The organism is Ruegeria sp. G7 (genome assembly GCF_056535465.1).
The window spans coordinates 2,192,893-2,209,856 of the sequence record NZ_JBQFIL010000001.1 but is presented as its reverse complement, the minus strand read 5'-3'; the positions used below and the strand labels follow the sequence as shown (position 1 = coordinate 2,209,856).

The following is a 16,964-nucleotide window of genomic DNA, read 5'->3' as shown; positions in this document are numbered from 1 at the left end:
TTTCCGTCGCCCGTGGTTCAACTTTTTTGCACGCGGTTTGAAACAGCCCCGTTTCCTGTTAGGTTGCGGGATGCCGCCGCAAAGCGACGCACCCCCTTTCCCGAAGGCCCCGGCCTGGCCTATATCGCCTCAGGACAAACGCGCGAGATTCAAATGACTGATCAGACCATCGATTCCACGATCGAGGAAGACCGCCCGACCAAACCCGCCCTGATCCGGGGGTTTCGGTGCAAATGCCCCAATTGTGGCGAGGGCAAGCTGCTGCACGGCTATCTCAAGGTGAACGACGCCTGTTCGCATTGCGGGCAAGAGCTGTTTCACCACCGCGCCGATGACGGGCCCGCCTATCTGACGATCCTGATCGTCGGGCACCTGCTGGCGCCTGCGTTGCATGTCTCTTACGTGCATTGGCGGCCTGATCCGTGGACCATGGCGATCGCGTTTTCGATTGGCTGCGTGGCGCTGTCGCTATATCTGCTGCCCCGCCTCAAGGGCGCGGTTGTGGCCTATCAATGGGCGCGACGGATGCACGGGTTCGGCAAATCCGCATGAGTGCGGACAAAACCGCCATTCGCAATGCCGCAACGGTGATTGTCCTGCGGGACAGACTGGGTGATCCGTCGATCCTGATGGGGCAACGGGGGGCCAAGGCCGCCTTCATGCCGAACAAGTTCGTCTTTCCGGGCGGGGCAGTTGATCCGGCGGACGCAGATGTGCCGCTGGCGTCCCAACTGCCCGATCTGTGCACCGACCGCCTGTCGCAGCAGTCTCAGGCCGGGTTGCAAAACGCTCTGGCCGCCGCTGCAATCCGCGAATTGTGGGAGGAAACCGGGCTGATCCTGGGACAACCCGGCACTTGGCAGGGCGTCGTGCCAACGGATTGGCAGAGCTTTGCTGGAATGGGCTTTGTCCCCTCGGCCTCGGCGCTGCAATTCGTATTCCGCGCTGTCACACCGCCCGGGCGGCCCCGCCGGTTCGATGCGCGGTTCTTTCTGGTCGATGCGGACGCCATTCAGGGCGATCTGGATGATTTCACCCATGCCTCGGATGAGCTGTCTCATCTGCAATGGGTGAAAATCCGACAGGCCCGCGAATACGATCTGCCCTTCATAACCGAGGTCGTTCTGGCCGAAATCGCCGCCCGCGCGGCAGACCCGAACCCGCCCGAAACCGTGCCCTTCTTTCTGAACAATGAAGAGGCCAGCCTGTTCCTGCAGCTTCGGGGCTATCCCATGCCGTATGCGGATTAACGCATCCGGCTGACCACCACGGTGACCTCGGGTTTTTTGCCGATCTCGGCCTGTGCGGTCTGGCGCGCGATCCGGCGCAGGCCTTCTTCCAGCTTGTCATCGTCGCGCAGAGTCTTGGCCCCGGCCCGCATCAGAAACTGATTGAGGTCTTCTTCCAGCACCTCGACCAGCCCGGCACGGGACGATCCCATCTCGGGCAGGCCCATGGTGTCGCACCAGGGTTCACCCAGCGGTTCATCCTCTTCATCCAGAATGACCGTGATGGTGATGTGGCCGTTCAGCGCCATGCGGATGCGGTCGCGCACAACCCCATCCAGCGCACCAATCTTCACCGAGCCATCCAGATAGGTCCGACCGGTTTCAATATAGTCCGCCACCTTGGGCGCATTGCCGGTCAGGTCCAGCATGGTACCGTTCACAGCCAGTATCCCGGTGCGTCCACCAGCTTCGGCCAGCTTGGCATGTTCGCGCAGGTGGCGGTGTTCGCCATGCATCGGGATCACCATCTGAGGATCAACCAAAGAATGAACCCGCTCCAGATCGGGCCGGTTAGCGTGGCCCGAGACGTGATACAGACCCGAGCTGTCGTCGACCACATCGACGCCTTTCTCGCTGAGCTGGTTGATGATGCGGATCACACCCCGCTCATTGCCGGGGATGGTTTTGGACGAGAACAGGAACAGATCGCCCTCTTTCGCCTCAAGCCCGCGATACTTGCCCCGCGCCAGTTGGGCGCTGGCAGCGCGACGCTCGCCCTGACTGCCGGTCACGATCAGCATCAGGTTCTGACGAGGCACGTCGATGGCCTCTTCAGCGCTGATCACCTTGGGGAAATCGGTCAGGATACCGGTCTCGGTCGCCGCCTCGATCATCCGCCGCATCGCGCGGCCCAGCAACACGACCGACCGCCCGGCCCGCTGCCCGGCCTCGGCCAGCGTCTTCACCCGCGCCACGTTCGACGCGAAGGTCGTGGCGATCACCATCCCGCTGGCCTCTTGCACCAGACGGGTGATCTCGGGGCCGACCTCGGATTCCGAGCGTCCGGGATGGGCTGAGAACACATTGGTGCTATCGCAGACCAGCGCCTTGACACCCGACTTTGCGACCTCGGCCCACAGGTCGGCGTTAAACGCCTCACCCACCACCGGGTCAGCATCCAATTTGAAATCCCCCGAATGCACGACGCGGCCCGCAGGCGTGTCGATCACCAACCCCGCGCTTTCGGGGATCGAGTGCGATACGGGCAGGAAGCCAACCGTAAATGGCCCCGCCTTGATCTGCTCGGGCCACGCAGACGCGGTTTGCACCGCCTCGGTCGGGTGGCCGTGTTCTTCCATCTTGCGCCGCGCGATGTTGGCGGTGAAGGCGCGGGCATAAACCGGCGCGCCCAACGCCTCATAGCTGTGGGCAACCGCGCCGACATGGTCTTCGTGCGCGTGGGTGATAAAAACCGCCTCAAGCTGGTCGGCGCGTTCTTTCAGCCAGCTTATGTCGGCAAAGATCAGGTCAACGCCGGGCGAGGTGTCCATGTCCGGGAACGCAACGCCCAGATCGACAAGAATCAGACGCTCCTGACCCGGTTTGCCGTACCCATAGACATAGGCATTCATGCCGATTTCGCCTGCACCGCCCAGCGGCAGATAGATCAGTCTCTCGTTGCTCATGCTGAGCCATTTTCCTTGTTATAGCGATGGATCACGGTCAGGCCGTGCATCGTCAGATCGTCTTCGAATTCATCAAACAGCTCAGCCGCCTGCTGGAACAGCGGGGCCAACCCACCGGTCGAGATCACCTTCATCGGGACCCCGGACTCACCCTTGATACGGGCGCAAATCTCGCGCACCAGACCGACATAGCCCCAGAACACACCCGACTGGATACATTCCACCGTGTGCGTACCGATCACCTTTTGCGGCTTCGATATATCGACATGCGGCAGCGCCGCTGCAGCCAGATGCAGCGCCTCAAGGCTAAGGTTGACACCCGGCGCAATGACACCACCGACATAGGCCCCGTCATGAGCCACAACATCAAAGGTCGTCGCAGTGCCGAAATCGACCACGATCAGGTCTCCGCCAAACCGCTCATATGCGCCCGCCGTGTTGACCAGCCGATCCGGCCCCACCTGCGTCCCTTCATCGACACGCGGGTTGGCGGGCAGCAGGCAGTCGGGCTTGCCCACGACCAGCGGGCGGCATCCAAAAACCGATCCGCAAAGACACGCAGGTTGAACACCACCCGCGGTACCGTGGACGAGATAATTACATCGGTAATATCCGCCTCGATCCCGTAGTGCTTGACCAGTGTGGAATACCAAGTGAAATACGCATCCGCCGTGCGCGCATGATGGGTCGATGTGCGCAGGGTGCACAGGAACTTCTCGCCATCCCAGATCGAGAAAACGGTGTTTGTGTTGCCGCAATCAATGGCCAGAAGCATTTGCGCCCCCTTTAGAAATAGACATCCGCGGCAGGTATGCTGACGCGGCCCTTGGCGGTGTTTAGGACAAGGTTGCCGCCCGCGTCCACCGTTTCGAAGGTTCCGACCGTCTTGGACGTTGCGGTACGGGCGGTGATGACCTCACCCAGCCGGGCCGCTCGGGCCAGCCAGGCGGTGCGGATGGGCTCGAACCCATAGGTGGTGAATTGGGTTTCGTAACGGGCGAAGGCTGCTGCCAGCTCGGTCAGGAAGTCTTCGGGCGACACCTGAGCACCGGTCTCGGACAGCAAAGACACGGGCCGCACCGCTCCGGGTTCGACTGTGTCCGGTGTGGGGGCCTCGGACAGATTGACACCGATGCCGATGGACAGGTGCATCACACCTTTGCCCTGCCCGGCACTTTCCAGCAATATGCCGGCCAGCTTCCCGCCGTTCAGCAAAACATCATTGGGCCATTTCAGCGCCAGTCCCTGCGCACGACCGGTCACCGCCACGCAGGCATCAAACAGCGCCAGCGCTGCCACAAAGCTGCGCAGCGCAGCCTGCTCGGGCGGTCCATCGGGCCGCATCAACAGGGTTGTCGCAAGGTTTCCCTTGGGATTGGCCCAAGCCCTGCCCCGACGCCCGCGCGCCGCCGTCTGGTGATGCGCCATGATCCAGACCGGACCCGTCGCAGTGGGTGCGATCCGTGTGGCTTCGTTCAGTGTGCTGTCGACCTGCTGCAGCACATGCAGGCCGTATCCCTGCGGCCAGTCGCTCATGTCAAAAAGGCCCGGTCATGCGACCGAGCCCTCTGGGTCTGCTGCGCAACCGGATCAGTTGACAAGCGTCGCCGCCGCAGCTGCTGCTGCGCCTTCCACGCCGAACTGATAGAACACGCCGATCAGCATCAGCGCGGCTGACCCCATCAACGCCGTCCAAAGAACCGGAGAGGAACGTGTTTCGATCGGGTCTTCGTTCTCGGCGCCGAAATACATGTAGAACACGATCCGCAGGTAATAGAACGCACCGATCACCGAGGCGATGGCCGAGACGATCACCAGTCCAAACAGGTCCGCATCGATCCCGGCCTGCCAGACGCCGAACTTGGCAAAGAAGCCCAGCATCGGTGGGACCCCCGCAAGGCTGAACATCAGAATCAGCAGGGCCAGTGCCTTGCCCGGATCACGTTTCGAGAACTGGCGTAGCGCGTCGATATCGGTGACCGGCTTGCCGTCACGCTCCATCATCAGGATGAAGGCGAAGGTGCCGATATTCATGGTCACATAGATGGCCAGATACATCAGCATCGCTTTGACGCCCATTTCCGTGCCCGCAGCCAGACCGATCAGCGCATAGCCCATATGGGCGATCGACGAAAACGCCATCAGCCGCTTGATGTCCCGCTGTCCGATTGCCGCAACCGCGCCCAGCAGCATCGACAGGACCGACAGGAGCACGACGACTTGCTGCCAGTCCTTGATCACACCGCCAAACGCGTCGTGCATCAAGCGGGCGAACAGCGCCATGGCCGCCACTTTCGGCGCGGTGGCAAAGAACGCCGTGATCGGCGTCGGAGATCCTTCGTAGACGTCCGGTGTCCACATATGGAACGGCACCGCAGACACCTTGAACGCCAGACCGGAAATCATGAAGACCAGTCCGAACAACAGGCCAATCGAGACATCTCCATGATGGACCGTCTCGATGATGCCCGAGAACAGCGTGGTGCCGGTAAAGCCGTAAACCAGCGACGCGCCATAGAGCAGCAGACCCGAGCTGAGCGCGCCGAGTACAAAGTACTTCAGACCCGCCTCGGTGGATTTCGCACTGTCACGGCGCAGAGCGGCCACCACATAAAGCGACAGTGACTGCAGTTCCAAGCCCATATAAAGCGACATCAGGTCACCGGCACTGACCATCATCATCATGCCAACAGCGGCAAGGGCGACCAGCAACGGGTATTCAAACCGCAGCAGGTCGCGGCGGGCCATGTAGTCCTGGCTCATCAACAGGACCGCGGCGGCGGACAGCAGGATCGCGACTTTTGCGAACCGGGCGAAACCGTCATCCACGAACATACCGTTGAAGGCGACGTTCACACCGTCGCCATTCATTGCAATCCAGATCGCCAGCACCGCCATCAGGCCCGAGGTGGCCCAGACCAGCACCGGTGCCAGCGCGTCCTTGGTGGTGTAGACGGCCCCCAACAACGCGGCCATCGCATAAACCGCCAGAACAATTTCCGGCATGATAATTGTCAGATCAGCCTGGATCATGTCTCCAAAGCCTCCTTAATGCGAGGCGGCCGTCTGGGTCGCAGCCTCAGCCGCGGCCAGAGCCGTGTCGTAGTTCGAGATTAGCGCAGCGGTCGATTGTCCGATCACATCAGTTACCAGCGATGGATAAACACCCAGCAGAATGGTCATCACGATCAGCGGCGCAAAGATCAGACGCTCACGCGAGCTCATGTCGGTGATGGCTTTCAGGCTTTCCTTGATGAGATCGCCAAAGACCACACGGCGATAGAGCCACAGCGCATAACCGGCCGAGAAGATCACACCGGTCGCAGCCACGGCCGTCACCCATGTATTGACCTGGAATGCGCCCATCAGGGTCAGGAACTCGCCGATAAACCCGGAGGTGCCCGGCAGGCCCACGTTCGCCATGGTAAACAGCATGAAGACCAGCGCATAGGCGGGCATGCGGACCACCAGACCTCCGTAAGCGTCGATGTCACGCGTGTGCATCCGGTCGTAGATCACGCCGACGCACAGGAACAGCGCGGCCGAGATAAAGCCGTGGCTGAGCATCTGGAAGATTGCACCGTCAATGCCTTGCTGGTTCGCCGCAAAGATGCCCATGGTCACAAAGCCCATATGCGCGACCGAGGAATAGGCGATCAGCTTTTTCATATCCTCCTGCACCAGCGCCACCAGCGAGGTGTAGACGACAGCGATGGCCGACATCCACAGCACCAGATCGGTCATCACCGCCGATCCCACAGGGAACATCGGCAAGCTGAACCGCAGGAAGCCATAGCCGCCCATTTTCAGCAGGATCGCCGCCAGCACGACGGAGCCCGCAGTCGGGGCCTGAACGTGTGCATCCGGCAACCATGTATGCACCGGCCACATCGGCATTTTCACCGCGAAAGAGGCGAAGAAGGCCAGGAACATCAAGGTCTGCATCCCGCCGACGATATAGACGCCCAACACGCTGAACCCTTCGGACGAGAACTGATGGCTCATCAGCGCTTCGATATCGGTGGTGCCAGCGTCGGCGTACATTGCGACCATCGCGACCAGCATCAGCACCGAGCCAAGGAAGGTATAGAGGAAGAACTTGAAGCTGGCGTAGATGCGGTTCGCGCCGCCCCAGATGCCGATGATCAGGAACATCGGGATCAGACCAGCCTCGAAGAACAGGTAGAACAGTACCAGATCCAGCGCCATGAACACGCCCAGCATCAGCGTTTCCAGCAGCAGGAAGGCGATCATGTATTCCTTCACGCGGTCGGTCACGTTCCAACTGGCCAGAATGGTCAGCGGCATGATGAAGGTCGTCAGCAGCACGAACAGAACGCTGATACCGTCCACGCCCATCTTGTATTTCAGGCCTAGCAGCCACTCACCCTCTTCCACCATCTGAAAGCCGGTGTTGTTGGGGTCAAAGCCGGTATAAATGCCGATGGACACAAAGAACGTCACAGTCGTTGCAACCAGTGCGACCCATTTGGCGTTGCGCTGCGCGGCTGCATCTTCGCCATGCAGGAACAGGGCCAGAATGCCTGCGGCGATGGCGGGGATGAAGGTGACAATAGATAGGATATTGTCCATTAGTGTGCGCCTCCGCCGATCGACATCCAGGTGACAAGGGCGGCGATGCCCAAGACCATCCAGAAGGCATAAGTAAAGATGTAACCGGTCTGAGCTTTGCCCGCGAGGCGGGTGAAGAAGGGCACCACGCCCATCGCCACTCCGTTCAGGAAGCCGTCGATCGTATTGCCGTCACCGCGTTTCCACAGGAAGCGGCCCAAAGCCACGGTCGGTTTGACGAAGATCGCATCGTAGATCTCATCAAAGTACCACTTGTTCAGCAGGAACAGGTAAAGCGGACGCTGGTTTGCTGCCAAACGCGACGGCAGCGAGGTGTTCACGACATAGAACCAATAGGCCACGATGAACCCAAGCAGCATCGCAACAAAGGGCGAGACCTTGACCCATTTCGGAGCCGCGTGCGCGTCGTCCAGCACATGGTTATCGGGCGCCATATAGAGTGCACCCTCGCCCGGCTCACCCACAAAGACATAGTGATGATCGCCATGGGCATCTTTCTCACCATGGCCGTCATCCGCATGAGCGTCCCCGTGTTCATCGTCGGCATGAGCATCATCCCCATGCGCCGTATCCGCCGCGTGGTCTCCGCCCTCGGCATGTTCCGAAGCCTCCGCAACTGGAATACCGTAGAACTTGCCGACCTTGTCCGCATGGCCGAAGAAATTGCCGTACCAGAGCATCCCGGCAAAGACCGCGCCCAGAGACAGTACACCCAGCGGGATCAGCATGACCTTCGGGCTTTCATGTGCATGCTCGTGGGTATGTTTGTCCCCGCGCGGCTCACCATAGAAGGTCAGGAAGATCAGACGCCAGCTGTAGAACGAGGTGAACATAGCCGCGATGACCAGCATCCAGAAGGCATAGCCTGTGCCGCCCGCATAGGCGCTCTCGATGATGGCGTCCTTGGACAGGAACCCGGCAAAGCCGAAGGTGGTCAGCGGAATGCCGACACCGGTGATGGCCAGCGTGCCAATCATCATCGCCCAGAACGTATAGGGGATTTTCTTCCGCAGCCCGCCGTATTCGGTCATCTCCTGCTCATGGTGCATCGCGTGGATCACCGAACCGGCCCCGAGGAACAACAGTGCCTTGAAGAATGCGTGCGTCAGCAAGTGGAACATCGCCGCCGAATACATGCCGACGCCAGCCGCGACAAACATGTAGCCCAACTGTGAACAGGTCGAATAGGCGATGACGCGCTTGATGTCCGTCTGCACCAGACCCACGGTCGCCGCAAAGAACGCGGTCGAGGCCCCAAGGAAGGTGATGAACCCAGTCGCACCCGGCGCGAACTCCATCAGCGGCGACATGCGGCAGACAAGGAATACACCTGCGGTCACCATGGTCGCGGCGTGGATCAGGGCCGACACAGGCGTCGGGCCTTCCATCGCGTCCGGCAACCATGTGTGCAGGATCAACTGCGCCGATTTACCCATCGCACCGATGAACAGCAGGACGCAGATCACCTCAACCGCGTTCCATTCGCCCCAAAGGAAATGCAACTGCGTTTCCGACAGGGTCGCTGCCGAAGCAAAAATGTCCGAAAAGTTGATGCTGTCGGTCAGCAGGAAGAGCGCAAAGATGCCCAGAGCAAAGCCAAAGTCGCCGACCCGGTTGACGATGAACGCCTTCATCGCCGCCGCATTGGCCGACGGCTTGCGATAGTAGAATCCGATCAACAGGTACGAGGCGACGCCCACGCCCTCCCAACCAAAGAACATCTGAACCAGATTGTCCGCCGTCACCAGCATCAGCATCGCAAAGGTGAAGAAGGACAGATAGGCGAAGAAACGCGGCTTATAGCTTTCGCCCTCGCGCCATTGCGGGTCGTGATCCATGTAGCCGAAGGAATAGAGGTGAACCAGCGCCGAAACCGTCGTCACCACGATCAGCATGATCGCGGTCAGCCGGTCCAGACGAATGGCCCAGCTTGTCGACAACGAGCCGCTCTCGATCCAGCGCATGATCTCGATCTGTTGAGTAACGCCATCGAAGGTGAAGAACACGATCCACGACAGCAGACAGGCCAGAAACAGCAGGCCCGTTGCGGTCCACATGGCCGCTTTCTCGCCGATAAAGCGCCAGCCAAACCCGCAGAGCAGCGCGCCCACCAGCGGGGCAAAGAGGATGGTGGTTTCCATAGTTCTCTTAGCCCTTCATCATATTGACGTCTTCAACCGCGATGGTGCCACGGTTGCGGAAGAAGCAGACCAGAATGGCCAGACCAATCGCCGCCTCAGCCGCCGCAACGGTCAGCACGAACAGCGTAAACACCTGCCCGACCAGATCGCCGAGGAAGCTGGAAAACGCCACAAGGTTGATATTCACCGCCAGAAGCATCAGTTCGATACTCATCAGCAGGATGATGACGTTCTTGCGGTTCAGGAAGAGACCGAAGATGCCGATGACGAACAGCGTCGCCGCGACCGTAAGATAGTGTTCAAGTCCGATCATCGTCTTAAAGTCCCTGCCCCGGTTTCACGTCCTTCAACTCCATCGCCTTGGCCGGGTCGCGCATCATCTGGCCGATGATGTCCTGACGCTTGATGTCCTGACGGTGGCGCAGGGTCAGCACGATTGCGCCGATCATCGCGACCAGCAGGATCAGGCCCGCCAGCTGGAACAGAAGGAAGTATTGATCGTAAAGGATGACACCCAGCGCCTCGGTGTTGTGGCGATCCGCTGGAACCGGCTGGGCCAGATTGGCCGCCGCGCCCTGCGCGCTGTCCCATGCTCCGAAAGCCATGACAAACTGCATCAGGATGACCAGACCGATCAGCAGGGCCAGCGGCATATAGCGGGCCATCTCGGCCTTTAGCTCGGCAAAGTCCACGTCCAGCATCATCACCACGAACAGGAACAGAACCGCGACCGCGCCCACGTAGACGATGATCAGCAGCATCGCCACGAACTCGGCCCCCAGCAACACGAACAGCCCCGCCGAGGACAGGAAGGACAGGATCAGCCACAGGACCGAATGCACAGGCTGACGGCTGATCACGGTGAACAGCCCGCCGGTGATGGCGCTGATGGCAAACAGGTAGAAGGCAAAGACGGTCATTGATCCTCATCCTCGTTATCGCCCAGGACCTCTTGCGCCAGATCCAGCGCGCGGGTCATGGCCGGGATGCCGGCAAAGACCGACATCTGACCGATCGTTTCCACGATCTCTTGTTTCCTCGCCCCGGCCTCCAACGCATGGCGTACGGTCTGGCGCACAGCGGTATCGGCCTGTGCGCCCTGACAGGTCAGCCCAGCCAGCGTCAGCAGCAGACGGGTCTTGGCATCCAGCCCGTCTTTGTTGACGGTGTTGCCAAACATCATCTCCATGATCTCTTTGGGCATGGTCGGCCAAAGGGCCTCAAACCCTTTGGGCGAGAAATTCTCCATCGCCGGGTTCATCGCCTTGGCCATGTCCTGCGCCTGCTTCATCATCAGCTCAAACGGATTTGTCGGCGTGTCACTCATCTGTACGGCGCGTCCATTTCCAGATTGCGGGCGATCTCGGCTTCCCAGCGTTCGCCGTTGTCGAGCAGTTTTTCCTTGTCGTAGAACAGCTCTTCGCGGGTCTCCGTGGCGAATTCGAAATTCGGACCTTCGACGATGGCATCGACCGGGCAGGCCTCCTGACAGAAGCCGCAATAGATACACTTGGTCATGTCGATATCATACCGCGTGGTGCGGCGGCTGCCGTCTTCGCGCGGCTCGGCGTCGATCGTGATGGCCTGAGCCGGGCAGATCGCCTCGCACAGTTTGCAGGCGATGCAGCGTTCCTCGCCGTTTGGATAACGGCGCAGGGCATGCTCACCGCGAAACCGCGGGGACAGAGGGCCCTTTTCGTGCGGGTAGTTCACGGTAGCCTTGGGGGCGAAGAAGTATTTCAGCCCCAGTTTCATGCCGACCCAAAAGTCTTGCAAAAGGAAATATTTGGCGGCGCGGGTATAGTCGATTTGAGTCATATCAGCCTCCTACGCTCCAACGGGCAAATGCGCCCCAGAACCAGTCGAACCTTGCAGCGAAAGCCACGAAGACCACCCAGGCCAGCGAGAAGGGCAGGAAGACTTTCCAACCCAGCCGCATCAGCTGGTCATAGCGGTAGCGGGGCGTGATTGCCTTAACCATCGCGAAGAGGAAGAAGAAGAACGCCATTTTGGCGACCATCCAAAGCACGCCGTCCGGCAAGCCCGGGATCGGCGACAGCCAGCCACCGAAGAACAACAGAGTTGTCAGGGCGCACATCAGGAAAATGGCGATGTATTCTCCGGCCATGAACAGCAGGAAGGGCGTGGCGGAGTATTCGACCTGATAGCCTGCGACCAGTTCCGATTCCGCCTCGGGCAAGTCAAACGGCGGGCGGTTGGTTTCGGCCAGTGCCGAGATGAAGAAAAGGAAGACCATCGGGAAATGCGGCAGCCAGTACCAGCTGAAGAAACCGAACGAGCCATCTTGTGCGCGCACGATGTCTCCGAAATTCATCGAACCGGTGGATATGATGACGCCGATAATGATCAAGCCGATGGAGACCTCATAGGAGATCATCTGCGCCGCAGACCGCAGCGAGCCCAGGAATGGATACTTTGAGTTCGACGCCCAACCACCCATAATCACGCCATAAACCTCCAACGAGGATACGGCAAAAACGTAAAGAATGGCGACGTTGATATCCGACAGAACCCAGCCATCGTTGAACGGGATCACCGCCCAGGCTATCATCGCCAGCACGAATGACGTCAGCGGTGCCAGCATGAACACCGTGCGGTCTGCACCTGCAGGGATCACAACTTCTTTGACCACATATTTCAGCGCGTCAGCCACCGATTGCAGCAGGCCGTAGACGCCCACCACGTTGGGGCCACGACGCATCTGGACGGCGGCCCAGATCTTGCGGTCGCCGTACACAAGGAACAACAGCGAGATCATCACGAAGGCAACAACGGCAAGCACTTGCGCCAGAATGATGATGGCTATTCCGCCTGGGGTGTTAAAGAAATCAGCCATTGGTCCTCACACCGTGGGTATTCTGTTGTCCGCGTGCGATGCAAAGGCCAGTTGCCTGCGCGATCTGCGGCTGGGTCGGCGCGTTGGTGTAAACAGCATCTGATGCTGCAGCGCCACCCTTAATCTTCGGGTCCACACGCATTTCAAGCGCGGCTATCTGCCGCCCGGCCGCCACGCCCGAATACGATATGAAACAATTTGAGCTCATTCCGCCGCGATCTTCCCGGATTTGCGGCCCTGCGCCTGCGCCGATAGCTCGGCCATCAGTTCCGAGGCGCGGGCAATCGGGTTGGTCAGATAGAAATCCTTAACCGCATAGCGGAAGCTGGCTTTGCCCAGCGGGCCGGCATCGAGGGCCTGAACCTCATTCTCGATCACCGAGTCGACTTCCGCCAGATGTGGAACGGCTTCGATCAGAGCCGTGCGCAGTTGCGCCAGCGAGTCGTAGGGCAGTGTTGCGCCCAATTCTGCGGACAGCGCGCGCAGGATCGCCCAGTTCTCTTTGGCCTCACCGGGCGCAAATCCGGCGCGCATGGCCAATTGCGGGCGGCCTTCGGTGTTCACGAACAGACCGTTTTCCTCGGTATAGGCTGCGCCCGGCAGGATCACATCGGCGCGGTGCGCGCCGCGATCACCGTGGCTGCCCTGATAGATCACAAAGGCCCCTTCGCCGATTTCGACCTCATCCGCGCCGAGGTTGTAGATCACATCCGCCGCGCTGATGGCCTCCATGCCGCCTTCATTGGTGGCATCGACATCCATGGCACCGACGCGCGACGCGGCAGTGTGCAGTATGATCAGGCCGCTTTCGGTATTTGCGGCAATGGTTTGAGCAGCGGCCAGAACGGCAGCTCCGTCAGCCTCTTGCAGGGCACCCTGGCCCACGATGACCAGTGAGCGCTTGCCCTTGATCTCATCATCGCCGCCCATGTCGACCACTTGTTGCAGCGCGGCCCGGTCATCCCCGATGTGGTGGTACTGATAGGTCAGATCGACCGCAGGACCAACCACGGCGACCTCAGCCCCATGCGCCCAGGCTTTGCGAATGCGCGCGTTCAAAACCGGAGCCTCGTCACGTGGATTCGTGCCAATCAGCAGAATGCGCTCGGCCGTTTCGATATCCTCGATAGCAGCAGTTCCGGCATAGGCACCCCGGTTGCCCGCAGGCAGCTTGGCCCCATCGGTGCGGCATTCAACAACACCGCCCTGCCCTTCGATCATCTGCTTCAGCGCAAAGATCGCTTCGACCGGAGCGAGATCGCCCACAATGCCCGCAGGTTTCTCGGCCCCTTTCAGCGCCTCAGCAGCCTTGGTCAGCGCCTCGGGCCAACTCGCGGCGCGCAGCTTACCGTTTTCACGCACATAAGGCCGGTCCAGACGCTGGCGGCGCAGGCCGTCCCAGACAAAGCGCGTCTTGTCGCTGATCCATTCCTCGTTCACGCCATCATGGTTGCGCGGCAGGAACCGCATCACTTCGCGGCCCTTGGTATCCACGCGGATGTTCGAGCCCAAGGCGTCCATTACATCGATGCTCTCGGTCTTGGTCAACTCCCAAGGACGGGCGGTGAAGGCATAGGGCTTCGAGGTCAGCGCCCCAACCGGGCACAGATCGATAATGTTACCCTGCAGGTTCGAATCCAGCGTCTGGTTCAGATAGGAGGTGATCTCGGCATCCTCGCCGCGCCCCGTCTGGCCCATCTGGGTGATCCCGGCGACCTCGGTCGTGAACCGCACGCAGCGGGTGCAGCTGATGCAGCGGGTCATCGCGGTATCTACCAGTGGTCCCAGATCCAGATCATCCACTGCGCGCTTGGCTTCCTTGAACCGCGAGCCCGAGACGCCGTAGGCCATCGCCTGATCCTGCAGGTCACACTCACCGCCCTGATCGCAGATCGGGCAATCCAGCGGGTGATTGATCAGCAGGAATTCCATCACCCCTTCGCGGGCCTTTTTGACCATGGGTGAGTTCGTCTTGACCTGCGGGGCCTGCCCTTCCGGCCCCGGACGCAGATCACGCACCTGCATCGCACAAGACGCGGCGGGCTTGGGCGGGCCGCCGACAACTTCAACCAGACACATCCGGCAGTTTCCGGCAATCGACAGACGCTCGTGATAGCAGAAACGCGGCACCTCGACCCCGGCTACTTCACAGGCTTGGATCAGGGTCATCGCGCCATCGACTTCGATTTCCTGCCCGTCGATATTGATCTTGCGGAGGTCAGACATCGCCTAGTTCGCCCTCAAATACACGCCGATGGCGCTGTTTCTTTCGATCTCTTTCTGCCCCAATGTGCAGAAAGAATTGGGATTTTCGTAAGACACACCGTTCTGCGCCAGATAGGCTTCGCCCTTGGCGCGCATCCGGTCTTTTTCAGCATCCGAGTCGACATAGGCCCGGATTTCGCTATCCGAGTATCCCAGCTTATTCGCTTTGGATCGCAGATCCCACATCACGCCAATCGCCTTCAACCGACGCCCGCTGATCGACGGGCAGTACTCGGAAATCTCATTTGCGATGGCGATGTAATAGAGTTCGTTATCGATCTCTTTGACATCGCGCAAGGGGGGCTTGGCCTCGGCCGCGACCGGCAAAAGCACAGCAGTGACCACAGCAAGCGTTTTCAGACCAAACATGGGGTTTCCTTTCGTCTTGGGTTCCCCAAGACGCACCCCATCCGCACTGTCAGGCAATAGCGCCCAGCCCGTTGGCCCGTGATATCCGATAACGCGGCTCATGGGCGCTGGCACGATCCGGCAAAGGTCAGCTTGTCATTCTCGATCCGCAGGTTCTGCGGCTCGGTATCCGGACCAAGTGTCCAATTGATCCGGGACGAGCCGAAATTCTGCACACAGAATCGCGTCGCTTCGAAACGACCCGCCTCGCGCGCGCCATCGACCGAGGCCGAAACGCCATTCACCGTGACAGTGAAATCTGTTGGCATCTTCTTCTTGTCGACAGACTTCGCCTTCGCGCGGAAGACCTGCCCATCAAAAGCGACTCGCTCGGGGTTCGACACGGCCCCGCCACATGCCGAGAGCAGCAAGACTGCGGTCAGGGCGCAGACGACAGATCGTGTCACGCGCATCTGCCCCTTTCGCTGATGTCCGCCGATGGCGCCATTTTTTGCAATCCGTCTCAGCATCACAGCACCACTGTCATTCCGCCGCCATCGCGCCCATGCGGCCCGATTTTTGCGCCTTGATACGGTCCTCGATCTCTTCACGGAAGTTGCGGATCAGGCCCTGGATCGGCCATGCCGCAGCATCACCAAGGGCGCAGATTGTGTGACCCTCGACCTGCTTGGTCACGTCGAACAGCATGTCGATCTCTTCCAGTTCGGCCTCGCCGCGCACCAGACGATCCATCACGCGCATCATCCAGCCGGTGCCTTCGCGGCACGGCGTACACTGACCGCAGCTTTCGTGCTTGTAGAACTTCGACAGACGCCAGATCGCCTTGATGATGTCGGTGGACTTGTCCATCACGATCACGGCGGCGGTGCCAAGGCCCGAGCCCAGCTCTCCGCGCAGATAGTCGAAATCCATGATCGCATCCCGCATATTCTCACCGCGCACGCAAGGCACGGATGAGCCACCGGGGATCACCGCCAGCAGATTGTCCCAGCCGCCGCGAATGCCGCCGCAATGGGTTTCGATCAGTTGCTCGAACGGGATCGACATCGCCTCTTCGACGACGCAGGGGTTGTTCACATGGCCCGAGATCGCAAACAGCTTGGTGCCAGCGTTGTTCTGACGGCCAAAGCCCGCGAACCAGTCCGCGCCCCGGCGCAAGATGGTCGGCACAACGGCGATTGACTCCACATTGTTCACCGTGGTCGGGCAGCCGTACAGGCCCGCGCCCGCCGGGAACGGAGGTTTCATCCGGGGCATGCCCTTCTTGCCCTCAAGGCTTTCAATCAGGGCGGTTTCCTCACCACAGATATATGCGCCCGCGCCGTGATGCAGGAACACATCAAAATCCCAGCCTGACCCAGCCGCGTTCTTGCCCAGCAGTCCCGCATCGTAGGCTTCGTCGATCGCGGCCTGCAGCGCCTCACGCTCGCGGATATATTCGCCGCGCAGGTAGATGTAGCAAGTATGTGCATTCATCGCGAAAGAGGCGATCAGGCAGCCTTCGATCAGCGTATGCGGATCATGGCGCATGATCTCGCGGTCTTTGCAGGTGCCGGGTTCGGATTCATCCGCATTCACCACCAGATAAGCCGGGCGACCGTCGCTTTCCTTGGGCATGAACGACCATTTCAGGCCGGTTGGAAAGCCCGCGCCGCCACGACCACGCAGGCCTGAATCCTTCATCGTCTGGATAATCCAGTCGCGGCCCTTGTCGATCAGGCCAGCGGTGCCGTCCCAATGCCCGCGGGCCTGCGCGCCTTTCAGAGTGCGCTCATGCATCCCGTAGATGTTGGTGAAGATCCTGTCCTGATCCTTCAGCATCGCT

The 16,964-nt window shown here is 60.3% G+C and carries 16 protein-coding genes and 1 pseudogene; 2 read left to right on the top strand and 15 right to left on the bottom strand.

Annotation, left to right across the window (positions count from 1 at the left end):
• Positions 1-153 precede the first annotated feature (153 nt).
• Together ACR3EN_RS11080 and ACR3EN_RS11075 are read left to right on the top strand one after the other, a co-directional pair.
• The gene (locus tag ACR3EN_RS11080) at positions 154-552 is read left to right on the top strand and encodes a DUF983 domain-containing protein (protein WP_480822530.1); all 399 of its coding nucleotides are present in this window, start codon (positions 154-156) and stop codon (positions 550-552) included.
• Positions 549-1,250 (top strand): NUDIX hydrolase, encoded by a 702-nt coding sequence (locus tag ACR3EN_RS11075; RefSeq protein WP_480822532.1) that lies wholly within the window; start codon positions 549-551, stop codon positions 1,248-1,250. The genes ACR3EN_RS11080 and ACR3EN_RS11075 overlap by 4 nt, the downstream gene beginning before the upstream one ends.
• Here the strand turns inward: ACR3EN_RS11075 and ACR3EN_RS11070 are convergent.
• The 15 genes and pseudogenes from ACR3EN_RS11070 to nuoF all read right to left on the bottom strand — a co-directional run bounded on the left by ACR3EN_RS11070 (position 1,247) and on the right by nuoF (position 16,960).
• The gene (locus tag ACR3EN_RS11070) at positions 1,247-2,914 is read right to left on the bottom strand and encodes a ribonuclease J (protein WP_480822534.1); all 1,668 of its coding nucleotides are present in this window, start codon (positions 2,912-2,914) and stop codon (positions 1,247-1,249) included. The genes ACR3EN_RS11075 and ACR3EN_RS11070 overlap by 4 nt on opposite strands.
• Positions 2,911-3,689, bottom strand: a pseudogene (locus ACR3EN_RS11065) (type III pantothenate kinase). The gene ACR3EN_RS11070 and the pseudogene ACR3EN_RS11065 overlap by 4 nt, the downstream one beginning before the upstream one ends.
• Positions 3,690-3,700: 11 nt before the next feature.
• Positions 3,701-4,450 carry a biotin--[acetyl-CoA-carboxylase] ligase gene (locus tag ACR3EN_RS11060; RefSeq protein ID WP_480822538.1) on the bottom strand — a complete coding sequence of 250 codons (750 nt, stop codon included), beginning with the start codon at positions 4,448-4,450 and terminating at the stop codon, positions 3,701-3,703.
• Between the two features lie 54 nt (positions 4,451-4,504).
• A complete protein-coding gene (nuoN, locus tag ACR3EN_RS11055; protein WP_480822540.1) occupies positions 4,505-5,947 on the bottom strand; it encodes an NADH-quinone oxidoreductase subunit NuoN in 1,443 nt (480 codons plus the stop codon).
• A gap of 15 nt (positions 5,948-5,962) precedes the next feature.
• Positions 5,963-7,507, bottom strand: coding sequence for an NADH-quinone oxidoreductase subunit M (locus ACR3EN_RS11050; protein WP_480822542.1), 1,545 nt, complete (start codon positions 7,505-7,507; stop codon positions 5,963-5,965).
• Entirely contained in the window at positions 7,507-9,648 is a 2,142-nt protein-coding gene (gene nuoL, locus ACR3EN_RS11045) for an NADH-quinone oxidoreductase subunit L (RefSeq protein ID WP_480822544.1), read from the bottom strand. Before nuoL ends, ACR3EN_RS11050 begins: the two co-directional genes overlap by 1 nt.
• Positions 9,649-9,655: 7 nt before the next feature.
• Positions 9,656-9,961, bottom strand: coding sequence for an NADH-quinone oxidoreductase subunit NuoK (gene nuoK / locus ACR3EN_RS11040; RefSeq protein ID WP_005984024.1), 306 nt, complete (start codon positions 9,959-9,961; stop codon positions 9,656-9,658).
• A gap of 4 nt (positions 9,962-9,965) precedes the next feature.
• The gene (locus tag ACR3EN_RS11035; protein WP_152458578.1) at positions 9,966-10,568 is read right to left on the bottom strand and encodes an NADH-quinone oxidoreductase subunit J; all 603 of its coding nucleotides are present in this window, start codon (positions 10,566-10,568) and stop codon (positions 9,966-9,968) included.
• Entirely contained in the window at positions 10,565-10,975 is a 411-nt protein-coding gene (locus ACR3EN_RS11030) for a carboxymuconolactone decarboxylase family protein (protein WP_480822546.1), read from the bottom strand. Before ACR3EN_RS11030 ends, ACR3EN_RS11035 begins: the two co-directional genes overlap by 4 nt.
• Entirely contained in the window at positions 10,972-11,466 is a 495-nt protein-coding gene (nuoI, locus tag ACR3EN_RS11025; RefSeq protein WP_039524264.1) for an NADH-quinone oxidoreductase subunit NuoI, read from the bottom strand. Before nuoI ends, ACR3EN_RS11030 begins: the two co-directional genes overlap by 4 nt.
• Before the next feature lies 1 nt (position 11,467).
• On the bottom strand, positions 11,468-12,505 hold the full coding sequence (nuoH, locus tag ACR3EN_RS11020) for an NADH-quinone oxidoreductase subunit NuoH (protein ID WP_480822548.1): 1,038 nt from the start codon (positions 12,503-12,505) through the stop codon (positions 11,468-11,470).
• A gap of 204 nt (positions 12,506-12,709) precedes the next feature.
• Positions 12,710-14,731: an NADH-quinone oxidoreductase subunit NuoG gene (nuoG, locus tag ACR3EN_RS11015; protein WP_480861398.1), complete on the bottom strand. Its 2,022-nt coding sequence runs from the start codon at positions 14,729-14,731 to the stop codon at positions 12,710-12,712.
• Positions 14,732-14,734: 3 nt separating this feature from the next.
• Positions 14,735-15,241 carry a DUF5333 domain-containing protein gene (locus ACR3EN_RS11010; protein WP_480843284.1) on the bottom strand — a complete coding sequence of 169 codons (507 nt, stop codon included), beginning with the start codon at positions 15,239-15,241 and terminating at the stop codon, positions 14,735-14,737.
• Positions 15,238-15,585 (bottom strand): hypothetical protein, encoded by a 348-nt coding sequence (locus ACR3EN_RS11005; RefSeq protein ID WP_480822554.1) that lies wholly within the window; start codon positions 15,583-15,585, stop codon positions 15,238-15,240. Before ACR3EN_RS11005 ends, ACR3EN_RS11010 begins: the two co-directional genes overlap by 4 nt.
• 76 nt (positions 15,586-15,661) lie before the next feature.
• Positions 15,662-16,960 carry an NADH-quinone oxidoreductase subunit NuoF gene (gene nuoF / locus ACR3EN_RS11000; RefSeq protein ID WP_480822556.1) on the bottom strand — a complete coding sequence of 433 codons (1,299 nt, stop codon included), beginning with the start codon at positions 16,958-16,960 and terminating at the stop codon, positions 15,662-15,664.
• Between the last annotated feature and the right edge of the window lie 4 nt (positions 16,961-16,964).